Source organism: Kitasatospora sp. NBC_00374, assembly GCF_041434935.1.
In the GTDB taxonomy this organism is placed as follows: domain Bacteria; phylum Actinomycetota; class Actinomycetes; order Streptomycetales; family Streptomycetaceae; genus Kitasatospora.
In genome coordinates this window covers 2650717-2674642 of record NZ_CP107964.1, presented here as the reverse complement: position 1 = coordinate 2674642, position 23926 = coordinate 2650717, and the positions used below count along the sequence as shown (strand labels likewise).

The 23926-nt window shown below is 74.3% G+C and carries 19 protein-coding genes and 1 pseudogene; 3 read left to right on the top strand and 17 right to left on the bottom strand.

The window, feature by feature from the left end:
* The first annotated feature begins 207 nt into the window (after positions 1-207).
* Complete coding sequence (locus OG871_RS11965; protein WP_371496707.1) at positions 208-675, top strand: RDD family protein; 468 nt, start codon at positions 208-210, stop codon at positions 673-675.
* Between the two features lie 105 nt (positions 676-780).
* Here OG871_RS11965 and OG871_RS11960 read toward each other — a convergent pair whose 3' ends face one another.
* The 7 genes from OG871_RS11960 to OG871_RS11930 form a co-directional block, all read right to left on the bottom strand.
* Positions 781-1470, bottom strand: coding sequence for a DUF4191 domain-containing protein (locus OG871_RS11960; protein ID WP_371496706.1), 690 nt, complete (start codon positions 1468-1470; stop codon positions 781-783).
* 127 nt (positions 1471-1597) lie between these two features.
* The gene (locus tag OG871_RS11955; protein ID WP_371496704.1) at positions 1598-1822 is read right to left on the bottom strand and encodes a hypothetical protein; all 225 of its coding nucleotides are present in this window, start codon (positions 1820-1822) and stop codon (positions 1598-1600) included.
* Between the two features lie 155 nt (positions 1823-1977).
* The gene (lipA, locus tag OG871_RS11950) at positions 1978-2931 is read right to left on the bottom strand and encodes a lipoyl synthase (protein ID WP_371496702.1); all 954 of its coding nucleotides are present in this window, start codon (positions 2929-2931) and stop codon (positions 1978-1980) included.
* Positions 2932-3051: 120 nt separating this feature from the next.
* Entirely contained in the window at positions 3052-3852 is an 801-nt protein-coding gene (gene lipB, locus OG871_RS11945; RefSeq protein WP_371496700.1) for a lipoyl(octanoyl) transferase LipB, read from the bottom strand.
* 88 nt (positions 3853-3940) lie between these two features.
* Complete coding sequence (locus OG871_RS11940; protein WP_371496698.1) at positions 3941-5890, bottom strand: helix-turn-helix domain-containing protein; 1950 nt, start codon at positions 5888-5890, stop codon at positions 3941-3943.
* A 70-nt stretch (positions 5891-5960) separates the two neighbouring features.
* Positions 5961-7325 (bottom strand): MFS transporter, encoded by a 1365-nt coding sequence (locus tag OG871_RS11935; RefSeq protein ID WP_371496697.1) that lies wholly within the window; start codon positions 7323-7325, stop codon positions 5961-5963.
* Positions 7326-7402: 77 nt separating this feature from the next.
* Entirely contained in the window at positions 7403-8167 is a 765-nt protein-coding gene (locus OG871_RS11930) for a 3-hydroxybutyrate dehydrogenase (protein WP_371496696.1), read from the bottom strand.
* Between the two features lie 300 nt (positions 8168-8467).
* Here OG871_RS11930 and OG871_RS11925 point away from each other — a divergent pair, with 300 nt between their 5' ends.
* Positions 8468-10177, top strand: a complete 1710-nt coding sequence (locus OG871_RS11925) for a regulator (protein ID WP_371496695.1) — start codon at positions 8468-8470, stop codon at positions 10175-10177.
* 25 nt (positions 10178-10202) lie between these two features.
* Here the strand turns inward: OG871_RS11925 and OG871_RS11920 are convergent, their stop codons facing one another.
* The 3 genes from OG871_RS11920 to OG871_RS11910 all read right to left on the bottom strand — a co-directional run bounded on the left by OG871_RS11920 (position 10203) and on the right by OG871_RS11910 (position 14104).
* Positions 10203-11426: a cation:proton antiporter gene (locus tag OG871_RS11920; RefSeq protein WP_371496693.1), complete on the bottom strand. Its 1224-nt coding sequence runs from the start codon at positions 11424-11426 to the stop codon at positions 10203-10205.
* A 97-nt stretch (positions 11427-11523) separates the two neighbouring features.
* The gene (locus tag OG871_RS11915) at positions 11524-12852 is read right to left on the bottom strand and encodes an NAD(P)/FAD-dependent oxidoreductase (protein ID WP_371496691.1); all 1329 of its coding nucleotides are present in this window, start codon (positions 12850-12852) and stop codon (positions 11524-11526) included.
* A 346-nt stretch (positions 12853-13198) separates the two neighbouring features.
* Positions 13199-14104, bottom strand: a complete 906-nt coding sequence (locus OG871_RS11910) for a TIGR01777 family oxidoreductase (RefSeq protein ID WP_371496689.1) — start codon at positions 14102-14104, stop codon at positions 13199-13201.
* Between the two features lie 206 nt (positions 14105-14310).
* Here OG871_RS11910 and OG871_RS11905 point away from each other — a divergent pair, with 206 nt between their 5' ends.
* Positions 14311-15294 (top strand): DUF2510 domain-containing protein, encoded by a 984-nt coding sequence (locus tag OG871_RS11905; RefSeq protein ID WP_371496687.1) that lies wholly within the window; start codon positions 14311-14313, stop codon positions 15292-15294.
* Between the two features lie 15 nt (positions 15295-15309).
* Here OG871_RS11905 and OG871_RS11900 read toward each other — a convergent pair whose 3' ends face one another.
* The 7 genes and pseudogenes from OG871_RS11900 to cobU all read right to left on the bottom strand — a co-directional run.
* The gene (locus OG871_RS11900) at positions 15310-15825 is read right to left on the bottom strand and encodes a DUF4240 domain-containing protein (protein ID WP_371496686.1); all 516 of its coding nucleotides are present in this window, start codon (positions 15823-15825) and stop codon (positions 15310-15312) included.
* A 175-nt stretch (positions 15826-16000) separates the two neighbouring features.
* The gene (sucB, locus tag OG871_RS11895) at positions 16001-17788 is read right to left on the bottom strand and encodes a 2-oxoglutarate dehydrogenase, E2 component, dihydrolipoamide succinyltransferase (protein ID WP_371496684.1); all 1788 of its coding nucleotides are present in this window, start codon (positions 17786-17788) and stop codon (positions 16001-16003) included.
* Positions 17789-17844: 56 nt separating this feature from the next.
* A complete protein-coding gene (lpdA, locus tag OG871_RS11890) occupies positions 17845-19233 on the bottom strand; it encodes a dihydrolipoyl dehydrogenase (protein ID WP_371496682.1) in 1389 nt (462 codons plus the stop codon).
* Between the two features lie 395 nt (positions 19234-19628).
* Positions 19629-21125, bottom strand: coding sequence for a leucyl aminopeptidase (locus OG871_RS11885; protein WP_371496680.1), 1497 nt, complete (start codon positions 21123-21125; stop codon positions 19629-19631).
* Between the two features lie 291 nt (positions 21126-21416).
* Positions 21417-22178 carry an adenosylcobinamide-GDP ribazoletransferase gene (locus OG871_RS11880; RefSeq protein WP_371496678.1) on the bottom strand — a complete coding sequence of 254 codons (762 nt, stop codon included), beginning with the start codon at positions 22176-22178 and terminating at the stop codon, positions 21417-21419.
* Positions 22179-22185: 7 nt separating this feature from the next.
* Complete coding sequence (locus OG871_RS11875; RefSeq protein ID WP_371496676.1) at positions 22186-23304, bottom strand: nicotinate-nucleotide--dimethylbenzimidazole phosphoribosyltransferase; 1119 nt, start codon at positions 23302-23304, stop codon at positions 22186-22188.
* Positions 23305-23332: 28 nt separating this feature from the next.
* Positions 23333-23881 (bottom strand): annotated as a pseudogene (gene cobU / locus OG871_RS11870) (bifunctional adenosylcobinamide kinase/adenosylcobinamide-phosphate guanylyltransferase); the annotation flags it as partial.
* Positions 23882-23926: the final 45 nt, after the last annotated feature.

Here is a 23926-nt window from a genome sequence, read left to right as displayed (position 1 = left end):
CCGGTCGGTGACTCCACCGTTTCCTGAATGTTAACCGGCCCGCTCCGGTGGGTGGCAAAGCCGTACGGTTTCGGACAAAACGCAACCCCTGTCGGCACCGTGATTCTCAAGTGGTCCAGACCACTTGTGGAGGGCGGTCGACACGGATTCACCCCTGCGGGGGGAGGGTGGCGAAGATCGCCCGGGAGGTCCGGATACTGTGGATTCGTGGATACCAGAGAAGCGTTGGGATCGTGGATCGACGGCCCGAAGGCCGCGGCCGAGCGGATGGGCGCCGACTTCGGCTACCGCGGCGAGCGCCTGGGCCTGCCCAAGGAGGGCCCCGGCTCGCTGGCCGGCCCCGGCCGGCGGATCGGCGCGCTGTTCGTCGACGGCTGGCTGGTCAGCCTGGTGGCGTACGGGCTGCTCGCGCGCGGCGACCAGGCCGCGGCCAACCTGTGGACCACCCCGCTCTTCTACGTGGTCACGGTGCTGCTGCTGGCCACGGCCGGCTTCACCGTCGGCAAGCGGCTCTTCGGCCTGCGGGTGGTCCGCCTGGACGGCACCCGGGCCACCATCCCGCAGGTGCTGCTGCGCACCCTGCTGCTCTGTCTGGTGGTGCCGGCCCTGGTCTGGGACCGCGACACCCGCGGCCTGCACGACAAGGCGGTCGGCACGGTGGAGATCCGGATCTGACCACGGCCCGACACCCGCACGTCAAACGGCCCCGCCGCGAGAGGATCGCGGCGGGGCCGTGGTGTCGAGTCGGGGCCCGGAGAGCGGGCCCGGCAGGCGCTGGGATCAGCGGACCTGGCCGCCCTTGGGCATCCGCGCACCCTTGGGCATCGGGCCCTTGGGGATCGGCGCCTTGGAGAGCAGGTCGCCCAGCGCGCGCAGCCGGTCGTTGGTCTCGGTGACCTGGGCCGGGGAGATGGCACGCGGCAGTCGCATCAGGTGGATCTGCAGCTTCTTCAGCGGGATCTCGCCCTCGCCGTTGCCGACCATGATGTCGTGCACCGGGACGTCGCCGACGACCTTGGCCATCTTCCGCTTCTCGGAGGCCAGCAGCGGGCGGACCCGGTTCGGGTTGCCCTCGCCGATCAGCGCGATGCCCGCCCGGCCGACCGCGCGGTAGACCGCGTCCTGGTTGCGGGTCACCGCGACCGGGGTCGAGTTGGCGCTCCAGCCGCGGCGGATGTTGTCCAGCACGGCCGCCACCGCGCCGGGCTGCCCCTCCATCTGCCCGAACGCCGCCCGCTCCGCCCGGCGCCCGAAGACGATCGCCATGGCGAGGAACGCCACGATGAAGCCCAGGATGCCCAGGTAGATGGGGTGACCGATCAGGAAACCGATGGCGAGGAACACGCCGAAGGTGAGGAGGCCGATGCCTCCGATGATCAGGCCGATCTTGGTGTCGACCTTCTTGGTCATTTGGTACGCCGTGCGGATCTGCTTCAGCCGCCCGGGGTTCTCGGATGTTTCCCTCGCCATACCGCTCATGGTACGTGTGGCAGGTACGGGATATCCAAGGGCGGTGCCGGTTCGTGACCTGCGTCTTCCCGGACGGCCGCGCACGGACGGACGCCGGGGCACACCGAGGGGCCCCGCGGCGCGCCGCTCAGGCCCGCTGCCGCGCCTGGTCCGGACGCCCGGGCGCCGCCGCGCCGTCCACCCGGTCGGCCGCGTACCGGCGGTTCTCGCACACCGCCGACCAGGCGTTGCGCCGGGCGCGGCGCTGGCCGCCGCCCAGCAGCACGCTCTCGGCCATTCGGACGGCGTCCTTGACCGAACGCACCCGGCCGAGCACCCGGGCGTCCCGAAGCGCTCCCATTGCTGCCTGCATGTCGCGTGCTCCCCTGGCTGTCGAGGCGGATCCGACTCCGTACATCCTGGCCGAACGGTGTTACCTGCCGGTGACCCGGGCGTCAAAGGCCGATGAAGCCCGGGCACGGCGACGGGGCGGGCCCGAACCGGACCCGCCCCATCATCGGACGAAACTCAGACCGCGGCCTGCGCGCGGTGCTCCAGCGCCTGCCGGTACAGCCGGCCGGCCCGGTACGAGGAGCGGACCAGCGGGCCGGACATGACACCGGCGAAGCCGAGCTCCTCGGCCTCCTGCTGCAGCTCCACGAACTCGTGCGGCTTGACCCAGCGCTCCACCGGATGGTGGCGCACGGACGGCCGCAGGTACTGGGTGATGGTGATCAGCTCGCAGCCGGCCCCGACCAGGTCGGCCAGCGCCTGGCTGACCTCCTCGCGGGTCTCGCCCATGCCCAGGATCAGGTTGGACTTGGTCACCAGCCCGGCCGCGCGGGCCTGGGTGATGACGTCCAGCGAGCGCTCGTAGCGGAAGGCCGGCCGGATCCGCTTGAAGATCCGCGGCACCGTCTCGACGTTGTGCGCGAGCACCTCGGGACGGGAGTCGAAGACCTCGTCCAGCAGCGCGGGGACGCCGTTGAAGTCGGGGATCAGCAGCTCGACGCCGGTGCGGCCGGTGGCCCGGTCGGCGGTCAGCGCGTGCACCTGGCGGACGGTCTCGGCGTACAGCCAGGAACCGCCGTCCTCCAGGTCGTCGCGGGCGACGCCGGTGATGGTCGCGTAGTTCAGGTCCATCGTGACGATGGACTCGGCGACCCGGCGCGGCTCGTCCCGGTCGAAATCGGCGGGCTTGCCGGTGTCGATCTGGCAGAAGTCACAGCGGCGGGTGCACTGGTCGCCGCCGATCAGGAAGGTCGCCTCGCGGTCCTCCCAGCACTCGAAGATGTTGGGGCAGCCCGCCTCCTGGCAGACCGTGTGCAGCCCCTCCTTCTTCACCAGCGACTGCAGTGCGTTGTACTCCGGGCCCATCTTCGCCCGGGTCTTGATCCACTCAGGCTTCCGCTCGATGGGGGTCTCGGCGTTCCGGACCTCCAGGCGGAGGAGCTTCCGGCCGTCGGGTGCGACAGCGGACACGTGCGACTCCTAGGACTAGACGGGGTACCCCCAGGGTACGCCTGTGCTTTCAGCTATTGGGCCGGGCCCCGGCCCTGCAATCGCAGGGCAACAACCGGAGCCCGGTGTGGATTCCCCGCCTCAGCGAGCGAGCGAGGGCTCCGGCAGCTCGGCCAGAACCGCCGCGAGGTGCCGTTCGACGACCGGCAGCGCCTCGGCCACCGGGAAGCCGCGGCCCAGCTCGGAGCCGACCGAACCGACGCCCGCGTCCCGGATCCCGCACGGGACGATCTTGTCGAACCAGGTCATGTCCGGGTCGCAGTTGAGCGCGAACCCGTGCATCGTCACACCACGCGCCACCCGGACGCCGATCGCCGCCAGCTTGCGGTCGTCGCCGCGCTGGCCGGCGTTGGACGGCGCGTACTCCGGCCCGGCCAGCCGCGGGTCGATCCCCAGCGGCAGGCCCATCCGCAGCGTGAGCTTGCCGATCTCCACCACCTGCGACGGATCCACCACCGCGTCCGGGATCTCCCGGCCGAGCTTCCAGACCCCGCTGCGGCCCTCGATCCGGGTGGTCTCGACGCCGAACTCGGTACAGGCCCTGATCAGCGCCTCCTCCAGCCGCCGGACGTAGGCGACCACGTCCATCGGGTCCGGCAATTTCACGATCGGGTAGCCGACCAGCTGGCCCGGGCCGTGCCAGGTGATCTCGCCGCCCCGGTTCACCTCCACCACGGGGGTGCCGTCCAGCGGCAGGTCGGCCGGGTTGGTGCGCTTGCCCATGGTGTACACGGGCGGGTGCTCCAGCAGCAGCACGGTGTCCGGGATCTCGTCCGCGACCCGCAGCGCGTGCAGCCGCTGCTGCTCGGCCCAGGCGTCCTGGTACGGGACGGCGCCCTCGCCGATCCCCAACCGCACGAACCGTATCTGCTCGCTCACCACTGCTCCTTGCCAGGCGTTCGAGACCAACCCCAGAACTGTACGCCTGCGCCCGGGCGATCCCCCCGGGCCGGGGACGCTCCCGGGGATGTCAGGCGGCGAGCAGTTGCAGGCGCAGGGCGAGGTGGAGTTCGAGGCAGCGCTCGGGCTGGTTCCAGTCGGGGCCGAGCAGGGCCTCGATCCGGTCCAGGCGCTGGACCACGGTGTTGACGTGGACGTGCAGGTGGTCCTTGGCGCGGGTGAGGCTCTGGCCGCAGTCGAAGTACGCCCGCAGGGTCCGGACCAGTTCGGTGCCGCGGCGGGCGTCGTAGTCGAGGAGCGGGCCGAGGGTGGCCGCGACGAAGGGGTCCACCTCGTGGCCGTCCCCGAGCAGCACGCCGAGGAAGCCGAGGTCGGCGGCGGCCGCGCCGTCCCCCTCGCGGCCGAGCACGCGCAGCGCCCGGACGCACCGCAGCCCCTCGGCGTACGCCGCGGCCAGCGGGACGGGGCCGGTGGCGGGGCGGCCCACGCCGACGGTCACCGGGACACCGGCCAGCCGGGCCAGCCGGTCGGCGGTGTCCCGGGCGAGCCGGCCGGGGGAGGTGCCGTCCTCGGGGAGCAGCAGGACCACGGCCTCGCCGTGCTCCGCGCTGATGCCGCGTGAGCCGAAGAGGTGGCGGGCGGCGGCGCCGGCCAGCCGGGCGCGGCCCTCGGTGCCGCTCTCGGCGACCAGCACGAGGTGCGGCCGGGCGAGGTCGACGCCGAGGCGGCGGCCGCGGGCGGTCAGGCCGGCCGGGTCGCGTTCGGGGGCGGTGAGCAGGTCGGCGAGGAGTTCGCCGCGGATCCGGTTCTCGGTCTCGGCGACGGACCGGCGCAGCAGCAGGAGCAGGGCGGTGACCACACCGGCCCGTTCGAAGATCCGCCGGTCCGCGTCGTCCAGGTCGGGCCGGCCGTGCAGGGCGAGGCCGCCGAGCAGTTCCTGGCCGGCCAGGACGGCGCAGACCCAGCCGCTCCCGTGGCGCACCGCGCGGGCCTCGGCCCGGGAGGCGGCGAGCGCCTGCGCCGGCTGCCCACCGGTGACCGGACGGCCGCTGACCGGGCGGCCCTCGGCGTCGTGCACGGAGACCTCGCCGCCGAGCAGGGCGGCGACCTCGGCGGCGACGTCGGCCACCTCGGCGCCGCGCAGGACCAGGTCGGTGAGCCGGTCGTGAGCCTGCTCGGCGCGCTGGACGGCGGCCGCGTGGGCCCTGATGACCTCGTTGGCCCCGGCGAGTTCGGCCAGCGCGGCGCGGGTCTCGGCGAGGGACTTGGCGGTGTCCAGCGCGATCGCGGCGTGCGCGGCGAGGGTGCAGAGCAGGGCGACCTCGTCGGGGGAGAAGGTCCGGGCGGAGCGGTCGGCGGCGAACAGCACGCCGATCACCCGGCCGCCGAGCAGCAGCGGCACGCCGATGATGGCGACCAGTCCCTCGTCCAGCACCCCGGCGTCGATCCGGCCGGTGTGGCGGAAGCGTTCGTCGGCGCGGTAGTCGGGGGTGGCGTAGGGGCGGGAGGTCTGGGCGACCAGGCCGCCGAGACCGTCGCCGAGACCGAGCCGCAGGTGCTGGAAGAGCGCGGAGACCGAGCCGTCGGTGACCCGCATGTAGGTGTCCCCGGCGGTCTCGTCGGGGAGGGTCAGGTACGCGGTGTCGGTGCCGAGCAGCATCCGGGCCCGGCGCACGATCGCCTGCAGGACGGAGTCCAGGTCCCGGGAGGCCGCGAGGTCGCCCGCGGTGTCGAAGAGCGCCGTCAGCTCGGTCTCCCGGCGACGGTGCTGACGCAGGGTCCGGTGCACCCGCAGGGCCTGCCAGGTGGCGTCGTCGATCTCGGCGAGCACCTGGGCGGGGGCGCCGCGGCGGCGGGCCTCGGCGAGTACCGCGGCGAAGTCCTCGGTGGCCGCGCCGGTGGCCAGCAGATCGAGCAGCCGCCGCAGCGCGGGCGCCGCGGTGGGGGCCTGGCCGGCGGGCGCGGGGCCGCCCGGGGCGGGGCTGGTTCGGGAGGCGGGGTCGTCCATGGTGCGGGACATCGTGCCAGTTCTCGGTGGAGGGGGGAACGGCCCGGCGCGGATGGCGGAGCGCGCCGGGCCGTACGGGGGCTCAGACGGTGACCGCCTGCCCGGCCGGCCGTTCGCCGGCGGGGCCGGAGGGCTCGATCGCGGCGAGGTCGCGGCCGCGGGTCTCCCGGGCGCAGACCACCGCGAACACGGTGACGGCCGCCGCGATCGCGACGTAGACCGCGATCGGGGTGGCGCTGCCGTAGTCCTTGAGCAGCGCGGTGGCGATCAGCGGCGCGGGGGCGCCGGCGGCGACCGAGGAGAACTGGGCGCCGATCGAGGCCCCGGAGTAGCGCATCCGGGTGGCGAACAGCTCGGAGAAGAAGGCCGCCTGCGGCGCGTACATGGCGCTGTGGAAGACCAGGCCGACGGTGACGGCCAGCACCAGCGAGCCGAAGTCCGCGGTGTCGACCAGGCCGAAGAAGACGAAGGCCCACACCCCCACCCCGGCGGCGCCGACCAGGTAGACCGGTTTGCGGCCGACCTTGTCGGACAGCGCGCCGAAGACCGGGATGAGCGCGAACTGGACGGCCGAGGCGATCAGGACGGCGTTCAGCGCGGTCTGCTTGGGCAGGTGCACATGGCCGACGGCGTACGCGAGGACGAAGGTGGTCATCACGTAGTACGAGATGTTCTCGGCCATCCGGGCGCCCATCGCGACCAGCACGTCCCGCCAGTGGTCGCGCAGCACCGCCACGATCGGCGGCTTCTCCTCCGCGCCACGGGCCTCGGCCGCGGCCAGCGCCTGCTTGAACAGCGGGGACTCGTCCACCGACAGCCTGATCCACATCCCGACCATGACCAGCAGCGCGGAGAGCAGGAACGGGATCCGCCAGCCCCAGGCGAGGAAGTCGGCGTCGCTCTGCACGGTCGTCAGCAGCGAGAGCACGCCGGCCGCCAGCAGGTTGCCGGCCGGGGCACCGCCCTGCGGCCAGGAGGCCCAGAAGCCGCGCCGGCGCGGGTCGCCGTGCTCGGAGACCAGCAGCACCGCCCCGCCCCACTCGCCGCCCAGCGCGAAGCCCTGCACCAGCCGCAGCGCGGTCAGCAGCAGCGGTGCGGCCACGCCGATCTGGCGGTACGTCGGCAGGCAGCCGATCAGCGTGGTCGCCCCGCCCATCAGCAGCAGGCTGAGCACCAGCAGCCGCTTGCGGCCGATCCGGTCGCCGAAGTGGCCGAAGACCAGGGCGCCCAGCGGACGAGCGGCGAAGCCGATCGCGTAGGTGAGGAAGGAGAGCAGGGTGCCGGTCAGCGGGTCGCTGTTGGGGAAGAAGACCTTGCCGAAGACCAGGGCCGCGGCGGTGCCGTAGAGGAAGTAGTCGTACCACTCGATGGTGGTGCCGATCAGGCTGGCACCGACCACCTTCCAGAGCCGGGAGCCGCTTCTCGCGACGTCGGGAGAGCTGGCCATCAGGGTCACCTCGGGGGGTTGGGTGGTGATTGCTGGGTGGGGCGGGCAGAGCGGGTGGGCAGGCGGGCGGGCCGGGGTCAGCGCGCGGTCCAGCCGCCGTCGACGGGCAGGCTGGCGCCGGTGATGCAGGCGGCGGGCGGCGAGCACAGCCAGACGGCCAGGGCGGCCACCTCGGCGGGCTCGATCAGGCGCTTCACGGCGGTGCGGTCGAGCATGATCCGCTCGACCACCTCGTCCTCGGGGATGCCGTGGGCGGCGGCCTGGTCGGCGATCTGCCGCTCCACCAGGGCGGTGCGGACGTACGCCGGGTTGATGCAGTTGCTGGTGACGCCGTGGGGTGCGCCCTCCAGCGCCGCCGTCTTGCTGAGGCCCTCCAGGCCGTGCTTGGCGGTGACGTAGGCGGACTTGTAGGCGCTGGCGCGCAGCCCGTGCACGGAGGAGATGTTGACGATCCGTCCCCAGCCCTGCCGGTACATGTGCGGCAGGGTGCGGCGCAGGATCCGGAACGGCGCCTCCACCATCACCCGCTGGATCAGGGTGAACCGTTCCACCGGGAACTCGTGCAGCGGCGCGACGTGCTGCAGGCCGGCGTTGTTGACGACGATGTCGGCGTCGTCCGGCAGGGCCTCCACCGCGGCCGGGTCGGCGAGGTCGGCGACATGGGCGTTCCCGCCGATCCGTGCGGCCACGTCCTCGGCGGCGCGCGCGTTGAGGTCCACGACGTGGACCTTGGCGCCGGCCGCGGCGAGCGCCTCGGCGCAGGCCCGGCCGATGCCCGAGGCGGCGCCGGTGACCAGGGCGGTCCGGCCGCTGAGCGGGGGCGGGACGGAAGTGGTGTCCATGGCCGAGAACGGTAGGAACAGCGGGCCCGCACTCCTATGTGGCCGACCGCCATAGACCGAACCCCCGGCATGGCGGTCCGAGCCATGGGACCGGATTCGGCACAGCGGACATCCAAGCCAAACACGCGGGGCCGGAGCTTCCCCACAACGGACGCCAATGCGTCACCCGTTCGGAGGACTGCCCGCCCAGATCCGCCCATAGCGCCCGAATGCTCGCTACATTCACGCCGATTCCCGACAGGGGGCGCCGCCCCGGGCACCGGGGGGATCCGGTGCGGCGCTCGAGAGGTGTTGACAGACATGCCCCAACGGCCTGCAACCGACAGCCCGGCGTACGGACCGCTCGACCCGCTCGACCCGCTCGACCCGCACGAGATGCCGGCCGGGGCCCTTGCGCGCGCTTCCGTCGTGCCCGCCGCGGCCGCCGCCGACCACCCCGCCGACCACCCGGTCGGCCGTCCGGCCGACCCGGCGCCGGCCGCCGCCAGGACCCAGAACCCACAACTCGCGGCCCTCATCGAGGAGTCCGGCTTCTCGCACGCCGGTCTCGCCCGCCGCGTCGACCAGCTCGGCCTGGAGCACGGGCTCGACCTGCGCTACGACAAGACCTCGGTGACCCGCTGGCTGCGCGGCCAGCAGCCCCGCGGTGCGACCCCCGCCCTGATCGCCGAGGTCTTCACCCGTCGGCTCGGCCGCCGGCTGACGGCGCAGGACGTCGGCCTGGACGCCTGCGCGCCGGTCTACGCGGGCCTGGAGTTCGCCGAGACCCCGCAGGAGGCGGTCGACATCGTCGCCTCCATGTGGCGCAAGGACAACGGCCCCTACGCCGAACTGCGCAAGATCGCCTTCACCCCGGCCGGCCTGGTGGTACCGAGCCGGGACTGGCTGATCGGCCGCACCGACGAACGGGTCGCCCGGGACGGCTCCGCGCAGCCCCCGGAGGAGGACCGCGCCGCCCGCGCGGAGCCGCCGGTCCCGAGGGGCGGGCCGGGCCCCGGCCAGCCGAGGGTCCCGCAGCAGGGGCGGGTGCCGCAGCAGACCCGCCGCCCGCCCGCCGCCGGGCCCGACCAGGCCGAGAGCCCGCGCGACCAGCGCCCGCCGGTCCGGGTCGGTCGCGGCGACATCGCCGCCATCCGCGCGGTCGGCGACCTCTTCCGCGCCCTGGACCACGCCTACGGCGGCGGCCACGCCCGGCAGGCGCTGGTCCGCTACCTGGAGAGCGAGGCCGAGCCGATGCTGCGCGGCCGGTACGGCGAGCCGGTCGGCCGCGCGCTGTTCGGCGCGGTCGCCGACCTGACCAGGCTGGCCGGCTGGACGTCCTTCGACATCGCCGCGCACGGCCTGGCGCAGCGGTACTTCGTCCAGTCCCTGCGGCTGTCCCAGGCGGCGGGGGACAGAGTGCTCGGCGGCTTCATCCTCACGACGATGAGTCAGCAGGCCGTGCACCTCGGCCACGCCCGGGAGGCCATCCAGCTCGCCCGGGTCGCCCAGCAGGGCGTCGGTACCACCGCCGCCCCCGTCGTCCAGGCGCTCATGCACGCCGCCGAGGCCCGCGGCCACGGCCTGCTCGGCGACGTCCGGTCCTGCACCACCGCCCTGGTCCGCTGCGAACGAGCCCTCGGCACCAGCCGGCCGGGCGACGAGGTGCCCTCCTGGGCGAGGTACTTCGACGACGCCCAGCTGGCCGACGAGTTCGCGCACTGCTACCGCGACCTCCAGCAGTGGCGGCCGGCCGCCCAGCACGCCGAGAAGTCGCTGCGCCTGCGGGGCCCCGCCTACGCCCGCAGCCGCATCCTCTGCCGCCTGGTCCTCGCCTCCGCCCGGCTGGGCATGGGCGAGGTGGAGGAGTCCTGCGGGATGGCCACCGACGCGCTGCGCGCGGCCGGTGAGATGCGCTCCGCCCGTACGGTGGAGTACCTGCGCGACTTCCACCGACGCCTCGCCCCGTACCGCAGCACCACCGTCGTCCGGGGCTTCGAGGACGCCGCCCGACAGTCGGGGGTGATCTGACCACCCGCCCGCCGCGCCCCGGGCGTCACCAGCTCTCCGCCCGCGCCCCCGGCCCGTCGGCCGGGGGCGCCGCCGGGGTCGTGCCACCGCGCAGGTGCTGGGCGAGCAGGGGGAGCAGCAGGACGGAGAGCATGCCCGCGCCGACCAGCGCGGCGGCGGTGGAGGTGCGCAGATGGCCGGCGTCCACCTCGATCGTGGTGATCACGACGACCAGCGGCAGCGCGGTGGCGGCGTACAGGCCGAGGGCGGCGCGGTCGCGGCGGGGCAGGTCGGGGGCGAAGAGCGCCGCGGGCACGCCGCGGACCACCACGAGTCCGGCCAGGAAGATCGGCACCAGCAGCAGCGTGCCGGGGTCGTGCAGCAGCGCCGTCAGGTCGAACTTCATCCCGCTGACCACGAAGAACACCGGGACGAGGAAGCCGAATCCGAGGGCCTCCAGCTTGGCGTCGACCACCTCCTGTTCGGCCTGCGGGACGCCGGCCAGCAGCAGCCGGCCGACGACGCCGGCCGTGAAGGCCCCGAGCAGCAGGTCGAGGTCGAGCCAGAGGGCGGCGGCGACCATCGCGCCGAGCACCAGGATCACCGAGCGGACGGCGAACTGCCCCGAGGTGCGCAGGGTGCGCACTATCATCCGGGCGACCCAGGCGGGCTGGGGCCGGCGGGCCAGTCCGAGGGCGGCGAGGGCGATGAGCGCGAAGGCGGCCAGGATCACGGCGGACCTGAACGGTGTGTTGCCGCTGAGCAGGACGGCGACGGCGACGATCGGCCCGAACTCGCCGACCGCCCCGGTCGCCATGGTCATCGAGCCGAACGGGCTCGCCAGCACGCCGGAGTCCCGCAGGATCGGCAGGAGTGTGCCGAGCGCCGTGGTGGTGAACGCCAGCCCGGCGAAGGCACCGTTCAGCGGGTCGCTGTTGAGCAGCCCGCCGAACACCAGGGCCACCGTCAGCGACAGCAGCCACGCGGCGCCCGCCCGCCGCAGCGGGCCGCCGCGCAGCCGGGTGAAGTCGACCTCGTAGCCGGCCAGGAACATCAGCATCGCCAGGCCGAACTCGGACAGCGCGTCGAGGAACCCGCCGACGCCTGCCCATCCCAGGGCGTCCGGGCCGATCAGGATGCCCAGCACGATCTCGAAGACGACGGTCGGTACGGCCAGCCACCGTCCCAGCCGGTCGGCGAGCAGGGGCGCGGCGACCGCGCAGGCCGGGACCAGGACCAGCGCCTGGATCTGCACGTCGGCCGCGCTCACTGCCCACCACCGGCCGTCCGACATGTCCGACTACGGGTCATATCAGCATACTGACACGCGGTGGGTGAGTGGCCTGGCAGGCCAGGCCGGGCCGGAGCTACGCCGCCACGTCGGCTGCCCGGTCCGCCGCCGGTACGCCGAGGTCGCCGAGCACGGCCTGCGCGGCCCGCCGCCCGGACACCAGCGCGCCCTGCACGGTGCTGGTGTCCCGGTGGTCGCCGCACGCGTACAGGCCGGCCAGCAGCCGGACGGGCCGGCGGACGTTGTGCGGCGGCGGCATCGCCGGCACCGCGTCCGCGAGGTGTCGCACGCTCAGGAACTCCCAGCCGGCCGTGCCGGTGCCGTACAGCTCGGCCAGCCGCCGCCGAACGGCCGGCTCCTCCCCGGCGGGGCCGCCCGAGTCGAAGCGCTGCCGGCCGAGCACGGTGGTGGCGATCAGCGCCCGCCCGGCCGGGGCGTACGAGGGGTCCAGCTCGCTGAGCACCAGGGAGTGCGCGACGCCGCCCCGGTCGGTGCCCCGGTCCGCGTCGAGCAGCAGCAGCGGCTCCTCCATCGGCGAGCGGTCCGCCGCGTGGTAGTACGTGGTGACGGGGTGGAAGCCGGGCAACCGCAGGCCGGGCAGCAGGGCCGCGGCCGAGCGGGCATCGGTGGCCACCACCACCGCCCGGGCGGCGATCCGGCCGTGTCCGGCGGTCTCCACACCGTCCGCCGCGACGGAGGTGACCCGGACCCCGAGCCGGACCGTCCCGGCCGGCAGGCTCTCGGCCAACTGGGCGGGCACCGCGCTCGCCCCGTCGGCCGGGAGACAGAGCCGGCCCCGGGCGTAGCTGCGCAGCACCAGGTCGGCGACCCGGCTGCTGGTGGTGAGCGCGGGGTCGGCGAGCAGGACACCGAGCAGCGGGCGCAGGAAACCGTCCACCGTCCGGGGGGACAGCCCGCGCTCCGTCAGGGCGCGGGCGGCGGTGGTCTCCGGGCGCGCCAGCAGTTTCGCGGCGGGGGTGGCGGCCAGCCGGGCGAGCGTGGCGGCCAGCCGGGCCTTGTCCAGCGGACTGCCGAGCGGCCCGCGGGAGGCGGCCTGCCGGGCCGTGTTCTGCTGCGGGTCGCCGACCCGGTGGCGCCGGCCGCCGCTGTGCACCATCATCCCGGCGGCGAGCGGACGCAGCGCCAGCCGGTCCAGGTCGAACCGCCTGGTCAGCTCCGGGAAGTCGGTGTTGAGCAGCAGACTGCCGTGGTCCAGCCGGAAGCCGTCCAGCTCGCGGGCGGCCATCCGGCCGCCCAGCTGCCGGGTGGCCTCCAGGACCTGGACGGTGACGCCGCGGGCGGTCAGTGCCCGGGCGGCCGTGAGGCCGGCGAGCCCGGCGCCGACCACGATGACGTCCGGATCCGACGGCTGGCGGATGCGGCGGGTGAAGTCGTATGCGGGCACGGATGTGCTCCTCCCTGACGGTGGCTTCCGCGGCCGGGCGCGGCCGGACCGGTGAACTCCGGCCGAGCGGGCAGCGACGTGCCGGGAACCGGTCCGTTCGGGTGATGCCCAGTCAATGTCCTGATCAGACAGTCGGATCCGGTGATTTACCGCGGCACGGCAGGGGCGTGGCGGCATCGAACGGGGGCACGGTCACGGAGCGTGCGCCATCGGGGGGCGGGCGCCGGGGTGGTGGGCGCACACGGTCACGACAGGCGCGCAGCGCGCCGCCCGCGTGCCTCTGTGCGCCCCCCGGTGTCCGCGGCCTGTGCCGCCTCCCCGTCCGCTCCCAGGGCGGCGCCGGAGCCTACAGCGCGGCCCGTACCACCGATTCCGCATCCGGGTGCCGGAAGGCGAAGCCGGCGTCCAGCAGCGCCCGCGGCACGACCCGGTGACTGCCCGCGACCTCCACGGCCATCTCGCCGAGGACGGCCTGCAGGGCGAGGCGCGGGACGGCGAACACCGTCGGCCGCCCGAGCACCCGCCCGAGCACCTCGGTCAGCCGGCGGTTGGTCACCGGGTCGGGCCCGACCAGGTTGACCGGTCCGCTCACCCCCGGGGTGTCGATCAGGAAGCGCAGCGCCGCGACCTCGTCCGCCAGGGAGATGACGCTCCAGTACTGCTCGCCGGAGCCGAGCCGTCCGCCCAGCCCGAGCTTGAACAGCGGGAACAGCCGGGCACCGGCGCCGCCCCCGGCCGCGAGCACCAGGCCGGTGCGCGGGTGCACCACCCGGATCCCCGCCTCGGCGGCGGGTCGCGCCGCGGCCTCCCACTCCACGCAGACCGAGGCCAGGAAGTCGTCGCCGGCCCGGTCCCGTTCGTCGATCACCCGGTCGCCGGTCTGGCCGTAGTAGCCCACGGCCGAGCCGCTCACCAGGACCTGCGGCGGCTCCTTCAGTTCGGCCAGCGCACCGGCGATCGCCTCGGTGCCCAGCACCCTGCTGTCGCGGATCTCCCGCTTGTAGGAGTCGGTCCAGCGCCGGTCGCCGACCCCGGCGCCGGCCAGGTGCACCACCGCCTCGACGCCGTCCAGGCCCGCCGTGTCCACCCGCAGCAGGTGCGGGTTCCACCCCACCCCCACCGTGCCGTCCGCCTGCGGGCCGGTACGGCTGCGGTGGCGCACCAGCCGCACCACCTGATGGCCGTCCGCCAGCAGCGAGCGGACCAGTGCCGAACCGATCAGACCTGTGGAACCCGTCACCGCGATGCGCATGCACCCATCCTCGCAGCCGCCGCGGGTTCCACGGGCCCGGCCGCGCGGATCCCGCGGGTCCGCCGGGTGCGGGAGGGTCCTGCGTGGACGATGTTCTGGCGGTGCGTCAGGCCGGCGGCGCAGGGCCCGGTGGGCGGCCCGCCCGTGCCAAGTCGTGACCCGTCCGCCCCTGCCCCGCGCCGGTGCCCGGCCGGTACCGTTCCGGGGTGACCAACTCGATTCCTCCCGGCTGGTACCCCGTCCAGGGGACGTCCGAGGAGCGCTGGTGGGACGGCAGCGCCTGGACGGCCGACGTACGCCAGGCCGGTGCGCCCACGGCCGGGCAGCTCGCCGACGCGCCGACCCAGGCGTGGGAGAGCGCCTCGTACACCCCGCCCGCGGCCCCCGTCGGCCCGCCGACCGCGCAGCCCGCCTACGGCTACCCTCCGCAGGGCCTGCCGGGCGGCTATGGCTACCCCGGACCGCCGCCCCAGCCCAGGCGCAACGGGCTGGTCATCGGTATCAGCATCGCGGTCGTGGTGGTGCTCGTCGCGGCCGGCGTCATCGGGTACTCCTTCACCCGCGGCGAGGACCCGAGCCCGCCCCCGCCGAGCCCCACCGCCTCGGGCTCCGGCACGCGCGGCGCGTCCCCGTCGGCCAGCCGCAGCCCCCGGCCCAGCCCGAGCGCCAGCCCCAGCCCGTCCCGGAGCACCGGTGCCGCGACCACCGTCACCGACACGGTGCACTCGCTGCGGGTCACCGTCCCGTACGGCTGGACGACCGGCACCCCGACCGACGTGGTCTCGATGCGGTCGACCAGCGGCCCGTACGACTGCGGGATGGCCGAGCAGTGCGTGCGCGGCCAGTTCTCGATCGAGAGCAAGGCCGTCGCGGGTTCGGACGCCAAGAGCGCGGCCGAGGCGGCGATGGCCGAGTTCGCGCCCGCCGTCTTCGGCAAGCTGCTCGGCCACCGCGAGCTGGCCTCCGGCCCGATCGTGGTCGCCGGGGTCAACAGCTACGCGGTGCGCTGGTACGTCACCCCGGAGCAGGGCGCGCAGGGGTACACGCTGCTGATCGCGGCCCCGGCCGAGGGCGGCGGGTTCGTCGTGCTGCGCGGCGGTGTGGACGACGACCCGCTGGCCCCGAAGCCGGCGGTGCTGGAGCAGATCGTCGCGGGCATCCGCACCACCGACTCCGGCAGCGGCACCTGACCGCCCCCGGCGGGGTCAGTCGCCGAAGCGCTCCCACAGCAGGGGGAAGCGTTTCGCCATGATCTCGGCGTCCTCGAAGTCGAAGGAGTCGCCCTCGGGCCCGGCTGGCTGGTCGAGCCCGAGGTCCGGCAGCGGCAGCCCGGTCAGCTGCTCGTACGCCTCGTCGGCCGCGTAGCCCAGGTCCTCGGCGTCGCCGTCCTCCTCGTCGTCGAAGTCCGGCACCAGTTCGGCCAGCGAGTCGGGCTGGTGCACGGCTCCCTCGAAGACCTCCCGGCCCTGCCCGATCAGCCAGCACCGGAAGTAGTCGAAGGTGTCCTCCGAGGCGCCGTCCAGCATCAGGTAGGCCGCCGCCCACAGGTCGGTCCGGTACGCCCGCTGGAACCGCGCCTCGAACAGCCGCGCGAAGTCGATCACATCGTCGGGCGTCAGCTGGGCCAGGCGCTCCACCAGCACGTCCGCCTGCTCGTCCGGGTCGCCGTCGGCCGCGTCCCTGGTCTCGTCGATCAGCTGCCAGAAGTCCGTCTCGTACATCACCGCTCCAGCATCCCTGTTCGCCCGCGCCGATGCACACGCGGCGCACGGTCGCGGGCGCGCCGTGCCCGCCGGTTCGGGCCGCACCGGCCCGGTGGGCCGGGGAGCGGCCGGGAAGACGCCGGTGCCCCGCCCGTCGGAGGACGAGCGGGGCACCGGCGTGCCGTGCTGACCGTCAGAGGCCGAGGTCGCCCTCGAAGGCGCCCTCTTCCAGACGGGCCTTGACGGCGCCCAGGTAGCGGGCGGCGTCGGCGCCGTCGACGATCCGGTGGTCGTACGACAGGGCCAGGTAGACCATGTCGCGGACCGCGATCGTCTCGCCCAGGTCCGGGTGGTTGATGACCACCGGGCGCTTCACAGCGGCACCGATGCCCAGGATCGCCACCTGCGGCTGGTTGATGATCGGGGTGTCGAACAGGGCACCGCGCGAGCCGGTGTTGGTGATGGTGAAGGTGCCACCACCCAGCTCGTCCGGGGTGACCTTGTTGTCGCGGGTGCGGGCCGCCAGGTCGGCGGTCTTCTTCGCGATGCCGGCGATGTTGAGGTCGCCCGCGTCGTGGATGACCGGGACGAGCAGGCCGCGGTCGGTGTCCACCGCGATGCCCACGTGCTCGGCGCCGTGGTAGGTGATGGTGCCCTCGGCCTCGTTCACCTGGGAGTTGACGACCGGGTGGGCCTTCAGCGCCTCGGTGGCGGCCTTCACGAAGAACGGCATCGGGGACAGCTTGACGCCCTCGCGGGCCTCGAAGCCGGCCTTCGCCTTGGCGCGCAGGCGCATCACCTTGGTGATGTCCACCTCGACCACGGTGGTCAGCTGGGCCGACACCTGGAGCGACTCGACCATGCGCTTGGCGATGACCGAGCGCAGGCGGGACATCTTCACCGTGGTGCCGCGCAACGGGGAGACCTCGGCGACGGTGGCCGGGGCCTTCGCGGCGGCGGCGGCCGGGGCGGCGGCCGGAACCTTGGCGGCCTCGGCGGCGGCGATGACGTCCTGCTTGCGGATGCGGCCGCCGACACCGGTGCCGGTGACGGCGGACAGCGCGACACCCTGCTCGGCGGCGAGCTTGCGCACCAGCGGGGTGACGTAGGCGTCACCCGCGTCGGCGGCCGGCGCGGCCGGAGCCGGGGCAGCGGCGACCGGGGCAGCGGCGACCGGGGCCGGCGCGGCCGGAGCCGGGGCAGCGGCCGGAGCGGCGGCCACGGGAGCCGGAGCGGCGGCCACGGGGGCCGGGGCAGCGACCGGGGCGGCCGGGGCCGGGGCGGCCGGGGCCGGAGCCTCGACCACCGGGGCCGGGGCGGCAGCGGCCGGGGCCGGAGCCGCGGCAGCGGCGCCCGCCGCACCGATCAGCGCCAGCTGGGCGCCGACCTCGGCGGTCTCGTCCTCGCCGACAAGGATCTTGACCACGACACCGGCGACCGGCGACGGGATCTCGGTGTCGACCTTGTCGGTGGACACCTCCAGCAGCGGCTCGTCGACCTCGACGGTCTCACCCTCGGCCTTGAGCCAGCGGGTGACGGTGCCCTCGGTGACCGACTCGCCCAGGGCGGGCAGCAGGACCGGGGTGGCGTCGGCGGCGGGAGCGGCGGCGGCCGGGGCCGCAGCCGGGGCCTCGGCCACCGGGGCCGGGGCGGCGGGCGCCTCGGCCACCGGAGCGGCCGGGGCCGGGGCGGCGGCCGGAGCGGCCTCCGCCACCGGGGCGGCGGCGGCGACCGGGGCGCCGGAGCCGTCGTCGATGACCGCCAGCTCGGCGCCCACCTCGACGGTCTCGTCCTCGCCGACCTTGATCGAGGCCAGGATGCCGGAGGCCGGCGCCGGGATCTCGGTGTCGACCTTGTCGGTGGACACCTCCAGCAGCGGCTCGTCCATCTCCACGTGCTCACCCTCGGCCTTCAGCCAACGGGTGACGGTGCCCTCGGTCACGCTCTCGCCCAGTGCGGGCAGTGTTACTGAGACCGCCATGGTTTCAGCGACTCCTATCAAGTCTTGCGTACAGGAATGGGGGTGGCTGGGCGCGATCAGTCGTGCGCGTGCAGCGGCTTGCCGGCCAGCGCCAGGTGCGCCTCGCCGAGGGCCTCGGACTGGGTCGGGTGGGCGTGGATGAGCTGGGCGACCTCGGCCGGCAGCGCCTCCCAGTTGTAGATCAGCTGGGCTTCGCCGACCTGCTCGCCCATGCGGGCGCCGACCATGTGGACACCGACCACGGCGCCGTCCTTGACCTGGACGAGCTTGATCTCGCCGGCGGTCTTCAGGATCTTGCTCTTGCCGTTGCCGGCCAGGTTGTACTTGAGCGTGACGACCTTGTCCTTGCCGTAGATCTCCACGGCCTTGGCCTCGGAGATGCCGACCGAGGCGACCTCCGGGTTGGAGTAGGTCACGCGCGGCACGCCGTCGTAGTCGATCGGCACGGCCTTGAGGCCGGCCAGCCGCTCGGCGACCAGGATGCCCTCGGCGAAGCCGACGTGGGCGAGCTGCAGGGTCGGGACGAGGTCGCCGACGGCCGAGATGGTCGGCACGTTGGTGCGCATGTACTCGTCGACCAGGACGTAGCCGCGGTCCGTCGCGACGCCGTTCTCCTCGTAGCCGAGGCCGGCCGAGACCGGGCCGCGGCCGATCGCGACGAGCAGCAGGTCGGCGTCGATCTGCTTGCCGTTCTCGGTGGAGACGCGGACACCGTCGGCGGTGTACTCGACGCCGGAGAAGCGGGCCTTGAGCTCGAACTTGATGCCGCGCTTGCGGAAGGCACGCTCCAGCAGCTTGGAGGAGTTCTCGTCCTCCAGCGGCACCAGGTGCGGCAGGGCCTCGACGATGGTGACGTCGACGCCGAACGACTTCCAGACGGAGGCGAACTCGACACCGATCACGCCGCCGCCGAGGATGACGGCCGACTTCGGGATGCGGTCGAGCTTGAGGGCGTGGTCCGAGGAGATGATCCGGTCGCCGTCGATGTTCAGGCCGGGCAGCGACTTCGGAACCGAACCGGTGGCGAGCAGGATGTGGCGGCCTTCGATGCGCTGGCCGTTCACGTCCACCGAGGTCTGCGAGGAGAGCTTGCCCTCGCCGGTGATGTAGTGGACCTTGCGCGAGGCCACCAGGCCCTGCAGGCCCTTGTACAGGCCCGAGACGACGTCGTCCTTGTACTTGTGGACGCCCTTGATGTCGATGCCCTGGAAGGTGGCCAGGACGCCGAACTCGGCGGCTTCCTTGGTCTCGTCGGCGATCTCGGCCGCGTGCAGCAGAGCCTTGGTGGGGATGCAGCCGCGGTGCAGGCAGGTGCCGCCGAGCTCACCCTTCTCGATCAGGGCGACGCTCAGACCCAGCTGAGCGGCGCGGAGCGCCGCGGCGTAACCGCCGCTTCCGCCTCCGAGAATGACTACGTCGAAAACGGTGCTGGCGTCGTTCGCCACGTCACGTCCTCCATGCAAAGGTGTGCGGTTCGCCGGGCCGGTCGCGGTCCGGTGGTCGGGTAGGCCTTTGTAAGGCGCCCAGTCGTGCCGGAAATACATCTTTGCACTTGTTGGCGGCGGCTGATGTCCGGGGCTGCCCCGAAGGGCCCGTCGAGGGCGTCGACAGGCGGCCGAATGCCCCGTACGTGTGGTTATCGTCGCAGCTCACAGGGGTGACGGCGGGCCTGCGAGCGGCCGTGTCGGACGGCCGGTGACTCGGATCGTTCCGCTGTGTGGAACAAAGTTTCGCCGGAGGCGAACACGATCGTGCATTGCGGAGGGCCGTTACCGGCTGGTAATGCCGGAGGGGCCCGGGTGCCGTCACGGCACCCGGGCCCCTCCGGGCGGGCTCGGCGTCAGGCGCCGGCGGTGTCCTCGGCGAAGCGCACCAGGGTGCGGACCGCGCTCGCGGTGCCGCCCTTGGGGGTGTAGCCGAACGGGCCGCCCTCGTTGAAGGCCGGGCCGGCGATGTCCAGGTGGGCCCAGTCGATGCCCTCGGCGACGAACTCCTTGAGGAACAGGCCGGCCACCAGGCCGCCGCCCATCCGCTCGCCCATGTTGGCCAGGTCGGCGACGGTGGTGTCGGTCATGCCCTTGCGCAGCTCGGCCGGGAGCGGCATCGGCCAGGACTGCTCGCCGACCGCACCGGCGGTGGCGTGCAGGCGGTCGCGCAGCTCGTCGTCGTTGGCCATCACACCGAAGGTGCGGTTGCCCAGCGCCAGCACCATGGCGCCGGTCAGGGTGGCGACGTCGACGATGACGTCCGGGTTCTCCTCGCCGGCGCGCACGATCGCGTCGGCCAGCACCAGGCGCCCCTCGGCGTCGGTGTTCAGCACCTCGACGGTCTTGCCGCCGTACATCCGCAGCACGTCGCCGGGGCGGGTCGCGGAGCCGGAGGGCATGTTCTCGGCCAGCGCCAGCCAGCCGGTGACGTTGACGGCCAGGCCGAGCCGCTTGGCGGCGACCACGGCGGCGAACACGGCGGCGGCGCCGGACATGTCGCACTTCATGGTCTCGTTGTGGCCGGCCGGCTTCAGCGAGATGCCGCCCGAGTCGTAGGTGATGCCCTTGCCGACGAAGGCGAGGGTCGCCCGGGCCTTGGGGTGGGTGTAGGCGATCTTCACCAGGCGCGGCGGGTTGGCGGAGCCGACGCCGACGCCCATCAGGCCGCCGAAGCCGCCCTTGGTCAGCGCCTTCTCGTCGAGCACCTCGACCTTGAGGCCGTGCTCCTTGCCGGCCGCCTGGGCGATCGCGGCGAAGGACTTCGGGTTCAGGTCGTTCGGGGCGGTGTTGATCAGGTCACGGGCGCGGTTCATCTCCTCGCCCAGCGCGGTCGCGCGCTCCACGGCGGCCTTGGCGTCCTTGCTGCCCTTGCGGGCGGCCAGCACGACCAGTTCGCCGACCGGCTCCTTGCCGCTGCCCGCACCCTTGTAGGTGCCGAAGCTGTACGAGCCCAGCAGACCGCCCAGCGCGACGGCCTCGATCTCCTCGGCCGACTCGGCAGGCAGGGCCAGCGCGGCCTTCTTGGCGCCGGCCAGCGTGCGCGCGGCGACACCGGCGGCCCGGCGCAGCGCCTCGGCCTCGTACCCGCCCTCGACGGCCTCGCCGAGGCCGACGGCCAGCACCAGCGGGGCCTTGAGGCCCGAGGTGGTGGGGAGCTTGACCGCCTCACCCTCGGCGCCGGTCGCGCCCAGGGTGGTGAGGACCTCGGCCAGCTTGCCGTCGAACGCCTCGGTCACGGCCTCGGCGCCGGAGGCGACGACCAGGCCCTTGGAGCCCTTCGCCACACCGATCACCAGGGCATCCGCACGCAGCGTTGCGGCGGAGGAGGTGCTCACAGACAGTGCAGTCACGTAAATGCGTCCTGTTCTTTCGCGGTCCACGGCCGGGTACGGCACCGGTGCCGTACCGGCATAACCCCGGCGGTTCCGCGGGGAAACGGGCGCAGGGCTACGGTTGCTCCCCGCATGGTAGTCCGCATGCTGGGATCCCGCCGCCCCCGGTGTGCGGGTTGTGCGGCACCTGTCACGGCCGTCCACCGGCGGCTACGGTGAGTGATCGGGCGGGGGCTCGACGGGCCGACCGCCCGTCAGCTGAACGGGCGTCGGCATCCGAACCGTCAGGCGCCCTCCCCGGCGGGGCCGTCAGTCGAGCGCCAGCGCCAGCAGGGCGCCGGTCGCCGCGGTCTCCGCGAGCGCGCCCAGCACGTCCCCCGTGATGCCGTCGAACCGGCGTACGCACCGCCGCAGCAGCAGCCACGCACAGCCCAACCCGACCGCCAGCGCGACCGGCTGACGCAGCGTCGACCAGCCCTCGGCCGCACCTGCCAGCGCCAGTGCCAGCGCCGAGCCGGCCGTCACCGCCAGCGCCCCGCCGACCGGGACGGTGCCCGCGACCATCGCGCCCAGCCCGCCGGGCCGGGCCGCCGGCACCGGCCGCAGACAGCCCCAGGTGAGCGCGCAGCGCGCGGTGACGGCCGCCGTCAGGACGGCGAGGGCGCCGCGCCCCGCGGACGCGGAGAAGGCCTCGGACAGCGCGGCGATCTGCGCCAGCAACACCAGCAGCAGGGTCAGCACGCCGAACGGGCCGATGTCCGACTGCTTCATGATGCGCAGCGCGTCCTCGGCCGGCCTGCCGCTGCCCAGCCCGTCCGCCACGTCGGCCAGCCCGTCCAGGTGCAGCCCCCGGGTGAGACCGGCGAGCACCGCGACCGCCGCCACCGCCCCGAGCAGGGCGCCACCGCGCAGCGCGACCAGCGCGCCGGCCCCGGCCGCCGCACCGCCCAGCACCAGCCCGACCAGCGGCGCCGCGAGCATCGCCCGCCCCGCCGTCGGCCGGTCCCAGCGCTCGACGTGGACCCGCAGCACCGAGAGCGTGCCGAAGGCGAACCGCAGCCCGTCCAGCACGGCCCGACTACCCCCGGCCCAGCAGCTCCGCGGCGCTCGGCAGCCTTGCCGGCGGCCGCGGCTCCCGCGGAGCGGCGGCCGGCACCGCGGCGGGCTCCGCCAGGGTGTCCGAGGCGGCCTGCAGCAGCGGCAGCGCCAGCAGCGCGCCGGTGCCCTCGCCCATCGAGACGCCCAGATCCTGCAGCGGGGTCAGGGTCAGCCGGTCGTACGCCTTCGCCTGGGCGGGCTCACCGGTGGCCATCCCGGCCTGCCACCACTCGGGCGCCCGGAACGCGATCCGCTGGGCCACCAGGGCGCAGGCGGCCGACACCACACCGTCCAGTACCACCGGCAGCTTGCGCACGGCGGCCTGCAGCAGGAAGCCGGTGATCGCCGCGAAGTCCGCGCCACCGGTGGTGGCGAGCAGCGCCAGCTGGTCGCCGAGGACGGGCCGGGCCCGGCGCAGCGCGTCGCGTACGGTGGCGCACTTGACCATCCAGATCCGGTCGTCGATCCCCGAGCCGCGCCCGGTGACGGCGGCCGCGTCGGTGCCGCACAGCGCACCGATCAGGACGGCGGCGACGGTGGTCGAGCCGACCCCCAGGTCGCCCAGGACGACCAGGTCGGTGCCGGTGTCGGCCTCCTCGTCGGCGACGGCGGCGCCGGACAGGAAGGCACGGACGGCCTCCTCGGCGCTCACCGCGTCCTCGACGTCGATCCGGCCGGAGCCGCGGCGCACCCGGTGTCGGACGACCTCCGCCGGGAACTCGTCGGGATCCGCGTCCACCGCGAGGTCGACCACCCGCACCTGGGCGCCGTACCGGCGGGCGAGCACGGCGACCGGCGCGGTGCCGTCGAGCACCGCGTGCACCCGCCGGGCGGTGCCGCCGCGGGCGTCCAGCCGGGAGACCCCGAGCGAGGCCACGCCGTGGTCGCCGGCGAACAGCAACACCTTGGCCGCGGTCAGCGGCCGGGTCGGGGAGCCGCCCTGGACCGAGGCGAGCCAGCTGCCGAGCGCCTCCAGCTGTCCGAGGCCGCCGCGCGGTTTGGGTGACGCCAGCCAGCGTTCCTCGGCGGCGCGCCGGGCACTCTCGTCGGGGCGCTCGACGAGCGAGGAGAACGTATCGAGATCCACGGTGGTGTCCATCGGTCGGAAGGCTACACGGCGCCCGCGCTCAGGCAGCGGCAGGCTTGATGATCAGCGCCTGACCCGCTACGACGAGCAGGACCCGTTCGGAGGCCTCGGCCACCGCCATGTTCAGCCGGCCGAGGGTGTCCCGGAACCGGCGCCCGGCGGCGGTGGCCGGTACCACCCCCATCCCCACCTCGTTGCTCACCGCGATCACCGTGCGCTCGGTGCGCCGCCAGGCCGCGGCCAGGGCGTCGCAGCGCGCCTGGACGGCCCGCTCGCCACCGGCCGCCCAGAGCGCGTCGTCCCAGGCGTCGTGCTCGTCCATCACCGCGGTCAGCCACAGCGCCAGGCAGTCCACCAGCACCGGCGCGGGGTCGGCCCGGTCGGCCAGCACCGCCTCCAGGTCGCAGGTCTCCGCGGTGCGCCAGCTCGCCGGCCGTCGTTCGCGGTGCAGCTCGACCCGCTGAGCCCAGTCGGCGTCGCCGTCCCGCTCCCCGCCGGTCGCCACGTACAGCACGTCGGGCCGGCCGCCGAGCAGCTGCTCGGCACGGGTGGACTTGCCGGAGCGGGCGCCACCGAGGATCAGGGTGCGGGGGATGGTCATGCGCCCCATCCTGCCGGAGAAGCGTCCCGGCGA

What these genes read in the sequence shown, in the direction of transcription:
- OG871_RS11960 (WP_371496706.1), bottom strand. Translation starts at nt 1,470, where the DNA reads ATGGCGAGGGAAACATCCGAGAACCCCGGGCGGCTGAAGCAGATCCGC.
- OG871_RS11955 (WP_371496704.1), bottom strand. Translation starts at nt 1,822, where the DNA reads ATGCAGGCAGCAATGGGAGCGCTTCGGGACGCCCGGGTGCTCGGCCGG.
- OG871_RS11940 (WP_371496698.1), bottom strand. Translation starts at nt 5,890, where the DNA reads ATGTCCCGCACCATGGACGACCCCGCCTCCCGAACCAGCCCCGCCCCG.
- OG871_RS11935 (WP_371496697.1), bottom strand. Translation starts at nt 7,325, where the DNA reads ATGGCCAGCTCTCCCGACGTCGCGAGAAGCGGCTCCCGGCTCTGGAAG.
- OG871_RS11930 (WP_371496696.1), bottom strand. Translation starts at nt 8,167, where the DNA reads ATGGACACCACTTCCGTCCCGCCCCCGCTCAGCGGCCGGACCGCCCTG.
- OG871_RS11925 (WP_371496695.1), top strand. Translation starts at nt 8,468, where the DNA reads ATGCCCCAACGGCCTGCAACCGACAGCCCGGCGTACGGACCGCTCGAC.
- OG871_RS11910 (WP_371496689.1), bottom strand. Translation starts at nt 14,104, where the DNA reads ATGCGCATCGCGGTGACGGGTTCCACAGGTCTGATCGGTTCGGCACTG.
- OG871_RS11900 (WP_371496686.1), bottom strand. Translation starts at nt 15,825, where the DNA reads ATGTACGAGACGGACTTCTGGCAGCTGATCGACGAGACCAGGGACGCG.
- sucB (WP_371496684.1), bottom strand. Translation starts at nt 17,788, where the DNA reads ATGGCGGTCTCAGTAACACTGCCCGCACTGGGCGAGAGCGTGACCGAG.
- OG871_RS11875 (WP_371496676.1), bottom strand. Translation starts at nt 23,304, where the DNA reads ATGGACACCACCGTGGATCTCGATACGTTCTCCTCGCTCGTCGAGCGC.